Raw genomic sequence first — 4,446 nt, 5'->3', positions numbered from 1 at the left:
TGGGTTTTAGTCGATTTAAGAATAGCAGAGTTGAATTCTCTGTGCTACGTAAAATGCAAAAAAGCCTCGGAAATTTTTATTTCCGAAGCTTTTTTGCTTTAACTAGGACTTTTGTCCCAGCCTCTTTTGTCATTTTAGCAGATGGTACTCTATGGGTACTAAAAAATCCCGTTCCTAAATTTCTAGGACGGGATTTATAATTCATGTAACTTATTTAATTAGAATTCAACCTTATATGTGATACTGTGGCTCTTTTCAACGCCAGCATCTAAGAAGTAGTTTCCCTTGCCTTCAAAGTTGTCGTGGTGAGTCAGGTCAGGGATGTTTTGGGCTTCCAATGCAATTGCACCGTAGTTTTCAAAACCAGTATCTTCTTTCCAACCATCTGGAGTGAAGACAACCAAACCGTTTCTTGATGATTTGATAGTTACCTTTCTCTTTGACTTAGGATCTTCAAGGGTTGCAATTTCGTCATCCTTGAGTCCCTTGTTGATTGCAAACACTTCATCGAAGGCATGGCCATCTTGCTTTTCAACCTTATCAAGGGCTTCCTTTAGGTTTGCTCCTGATAAGAAGTCGTAAGGGGTATTTTTGTTTTCAATGAAGTTTCCTGATGGAGTCTTATCACCTTTTAATTCGAGGTGGTTGTCAGAATGAATCATCAGGGTTTGACCAAAGATGTCTTCATCGTCACTTAAGTTGAAGTACGCATGAATGGTTGGGTTGAACAATGTGTCCTCGTCACTCTTAGCGGTGAACTTAACGGTAGCTTCATTGTCGTCGTTTAAAGTGTATTCGATTTTAACATCCATATCGCCGGGGTAACTATCTGAGCCACTGTCGATATGAGTGGTGAAAGTAATGGTGTCGTCAGCAACTGATCCGTCCCAGATACGACTGTTAAATCCGTGGGGGCCACCATGAAGAGTGGTTTTTCCTTCGTTTTGAAGAAGTTGCACTTTGTTACCCTTGATTTCAATCTGACCATTTTCAATTCGGCCAGCTGTTCTACCAATTGCTTGGCAGAGGTAGTAGGGGTTATCAAGATACTTAGCGCTTGACTTGAAATCTCTTAGTAAGTTTTTGTGGTGGCCACCATCAGTAGGAACGGAGAGTTCCTTAAATGTGGCACCAAGAGTGATTGCAGACATCCGAACGCCGTTACTATTTTCAACGGTGAATTCTTTAATATCAGTTCCTTCGTAACTGTCTAAAACTACTGAACTTGTTTTCATTTATTTATCGCTCCAAATTATCGTTAATTTATTTTTTTGAAACCGCTTCAAATTTATTATAGTATTATTTTGTCTGGATAATCAATATAAAATGTTTTTATTTATCCGTATAACTATTTATTGGATAATGTTACAATTAGGGGTAATGTTAAAACGTTATTTAAAAGGTGAAGCTTATAGTTAGGCTGCGGGGATAACAATTTACTACTAGATTACTCATGGGGCAACAAGTCATTAGGGGTGCAAATGGTTATGGAAATCAAATACGTAATGGTCAAGAAGAGCCTTAAAAAGGAAATCATTGGCGGAAAATACAAAATCAATCAAAAATTGCCGACCGAATCTGAATTGATGAAGTTATACTCGGTGAGTCGATACACGGTTCGACGGGCAGTTGGCGACTTGGAACATGAAGGTTACATTTATCGGGTCCAGGGTGGAGGAATGTATGTCGACGACTGGATCAATAAAAAGACCAAGACGGAAGCAAATCGGCAAAATATTGGAATCATAACGACGCACATTGCGGATTATATTTTTCCAAGTATCATTAGTGGAATCGATCAGGTCATGTCGGATGAGGGCTACTCAATCTTAATTGGGAATACTCATGATCAGTTTGATTTAGAACGAAACAATCTACTCAATATGATTGATAATGATGTGGCTGGCTTTATTATTGAGCCAACTAGAAGTACTTTGGATAATCCAAATAAGGACGTTTATCAACTGATAGTTGACTCAAAAAAGCCGGTTGTGTTTATTAACTCGCATTATCCAAACTTCAACTTCCCGTTTGTGGAAGTCAATGATACTGAAGCTGAGGAGCAGTTGGTTAACTACTTGCTTGATAACGGCCATGAGAAGATTTTGGGAGTATTTCAAGTTGACGATATTCAGGGAGTTAACCGGATGAATGGGTTTATTAAAGCCTACCAAACCCATCCGGAGTCTGATTCGTCTGGAGATATCATGATGTATCGTTCCGGTGATGATATTAATGACATTTTGGTAAAAATTAAAAATCGGATGATCGTTCAGACCCCTACAACGCCAACAGCAATCGTTTGTTATAACGATCAAATGGCAATTGAGGTGATTGGAATGCTGGCCAAACAAGGGGTTAAAGTTCCAGAAGACGTATCAGTTGCTGGTTTTGATGACTATCAGTTATCCCAATATATCAATCCATCTCTGACAACGATGATTCATCCAAAGCGTGAGCTAGGTAAAATGGCGGCTCAGAAAATATTACAATTACTAACGAAACAGGATGCTTCTTCTGAAGTTATGAAAGCCGACTTAGTTGTTCGGGATTCAACCAGACATTTAACCGAATAAGGTAACGATTAAGAGATAGCCCCGTTGAATTGACGATTAAGTTGGGTTGTCTCTTTTTGCTTTAAACACTGCTGTATAAGCGTTTCCAAGTGTTGACGATATTTTTTATACTAATAAATAGTTTCTAGGTTGATTTATACGCACAAATGATATATAATTTATTTTGTAAGCGATACCATGACGGCTAACCTTTAGACATAGGATAGGTTTTGGAGAGCGCTTAGGTTCAAAAAATTAAGATGTTCATTAAAGGAGAAGGTTAATATGTTACAAGTACCTGATTATGAATTTTGGTTTGTTACTGGTAGTCAACACCTTTATGGTGAAGAACAATTAAAGTCAGTTGAAAAAGATGCTGAAGATATTGTCAACAAGCTTAACGCAAGTGGCAAGCTTCCATACAAGGTTGTCTTTAAATTAGTAGCAACTACTGCAGACAGCATTACTAGCTTTATGAAAGAAGCAAACTACAACGATAAAGTTGCTGGTGTAATCACATGGATGCACACATTCTCACCAGCTAAGAACTGGATTCGTGGTACTAAGTTACTTCAAAAGCCATTACTTCACTTGGCTACTCAATACTTAAACCACATTCCATATGACACCATTGATTTTGATTACATGAACCTTAACCAAAGTGCCCACGGTGACCGTGAATATGGTTTCATCAACTCACGTTTGCAAAAGCACAACAAGATCGTTTACGGTTACTGGGGTGACGAAGACGTCCAAACAGAAATCGCTGACTGGGAAGATGTTGCCGTAGCATACAACGAAAGCTTCAAGATCAAGGTTGCTCGTTTCGGAGACAACATGAGAAACGTTGCTGTTACTGAAGGTGACAAGGTTGAAGCCCAAATCCAATTTGGCTGGACTGTTGATTACTTTGGTATCGGTGACTTAGTACAAGAAGTTAACGCTGTTTCTGACAGTGACATTGACGCTAAGTACGCAGAATTACAAAAAGAATACGAATTCGTTCAAGGCGACAACGACGCCAAGAAATACGAAGACTCAGTACGTTACCAAATCCGTGAATACTTCGGAATCAAGAACTTCCTTGACAAAGGTAACTACTCAGCATTCACTACTAACTTCGAAGACCTTTACGGTTTGGAACAATTACCAGGACTTGCAGTTCAATTATTGATGGCTGAAGGTTATGGTTTCGGTGCCGAAGGTGACTGGAAGACAGCTGCTCTTGGTCGTTTGTTGAAGATCATGACTCACAACACATTGACTGCATTCATGGAAGATTACACTCTTGAATTGCAAAAGGGCAAGGAAGCTATCCTTGGTTCACATATGTTGGAAGTTGACCCAACTATTTCATCAGACAAGCCACGGGTTGAAGTTCACCCATTGGACATTGGTGGGAAAGATGATCCTGCACGTTTGGTATTTACCGGCCGTGAAGGTGAAGGTTACGACGTAACTATTTCTGACTTCGGTACAGAATACAACATGATTGGTTACGCTGTTGATGCTAACAAGGCACCTAAGGATACTCCACATCTTCCAGTTGCAAAACAAATGTGGACTCCAAAGAGTGGTTTGAAGCACGGTGCTACTGAATGGATCAAAGATGGTGGTGGTCACCATACTGTTCTTGTATTCGGTGCAAACAGAGAACAACAAATTGCTGACTTGGCTGAAATGTTTGAACTTCCATTCAAAGATATCAAGTAATTCAGTAACTATTTAAAAACAAAACAGAGATAATCTTTAGCTCTTAACAAGGAGGCTGGGACATAAGTCCCAGCTAACGCAAAAAACTTCGGAAATTAATTTTTCCGAAGCTTTTTTGAATTCTATGTAGCACAGAGAATTCAACTCTGCTATTCTTAAATCGACGAAAACCCAAGGA

At 39.2% G+C, this 4,446-nt stretch carries 4 protein-coding genes; 3 read left to right on the top strand and 1 reads right to left on the bottom strand.

Translation table 11 applies throughout. The annotated features are described in order from the left end of the window. A partial coding sequence (locus QOW94_RS10865; protein WP_283680476.1) for a hypothetical protein occupies positions 1-200 on the top strand: 200 nt, incomplete at its 5' end. A gap of 18 nt (positions 201-218) precedes the next feature. Here QOW94_RS10865 and QOW94_RS10860 read toward each other — a convergent pair. Beyond that, a complete protein-coding gene (locus QOW94_RS10860; RefSeq protein ID WP_283680475.1) occupies positions 219-1,235 on the bottom strand; it encodes an aldose epimerase family protein in 1,017 nt (338 codons plus the stop codon). Positions 1,236-1,487: 252 nt separating this feature from the next. Here QOW94_RS10860 and QOW94_RS10855 point away from each other — a divergent pair, with 252 nt between their 5' ends. Further along, on the top strand, positions 1,488-2,576 hold the full coding sequence (locus tag QOW94_RS10855; RefSeq protein ID WP_283680474.1) for a GntR family transcriptional regulator: 1,089 nt from the start codon (positions 1,488-1,490) through the stop codon (positions 2,574-2,576). A 264-nt stretch (positions 2,577-2,840) separates the two neighbouring features. Then, positions 2,841-4,268 (top strand): L-arabinose isomerase, encoded by a 1,428-nt coding sequence (gene araA, locus QOW94_RS10850; RefSeq protein WP_283680473.1) that lies wholly within the window; start codon positions 2,841-2,843, stop codon positions 4,266-4,268. The last annotated feature ends 178 nt before the right edge of the window (positions 4,269-4,446 follow it).

Origin of the sequence: Lentilactobacillus sp. Marseille-Q4993 (genome assembly GCF_951230165.1) — a bacterium.
GTDB lineage: Bacteria > Bacillota > Bacilli > Lactobacillales > Lactobacillaceae > Lentilactobacillus.
Note: the sequence above shows the minus strand (reverse complement) of the source record. Positions and strands in the feature narration are given on the sequence as shown.